Below are 291 nucleotides of genomic sequence, written 5' to 3'. Positions count from 1 at the left end.
AGCCTGGCGATGTCCTACTCTCACATGGGGAAGCCCCACACTACCATCGGCGCTATTGTGTTTCACTTCTGAGTTCGGCATGGAATCAGGTGGGTCCACAATGCTATGGTCGCCAAGCAAATTTTAAAATTCGGAAAACTGATTTAAAAGTTATTTCTCTTCAAACGCATTCAAGGTCTGGTACATCTGAGTCCACAAAACCCCTTGGGTGTTGTATGGTTAAGCCTCACGGGCAATTAGTACAGGTTAGCTCAATGCCTCGCAGCACTTACACACCCTGCCTATCAACGT

General features: G+C 47.1%; 1 rRNA gene. It reads right to left on the bottom strand.

The features are described 5' to 3' along the window. Position 1 precedes the first annotated feature (1 nt). A 5S ribosomal RNA gene (rrf, locus tag AB4307_RS20675) occupies positions 2-117 on the bottom strand. Positions 118-291: the final 174 nt, after the last annotated feature.

Origin of the sequence: Vibrio sp. 10N.261.52.C2 (genome assembly GCF_041471425.1) — a bacterium.
In the GTDB taxonomy this organism is placed as follows: Bacteria; Pseudomonadota; Gammaproteobacteria; order Enterobacterales; family Vibrionaceae; genus Vibrio; species Vibrio crassostreae_C.
This window is presented reverse-complemented; position numbering and strand designations above follow the sequence as displayed.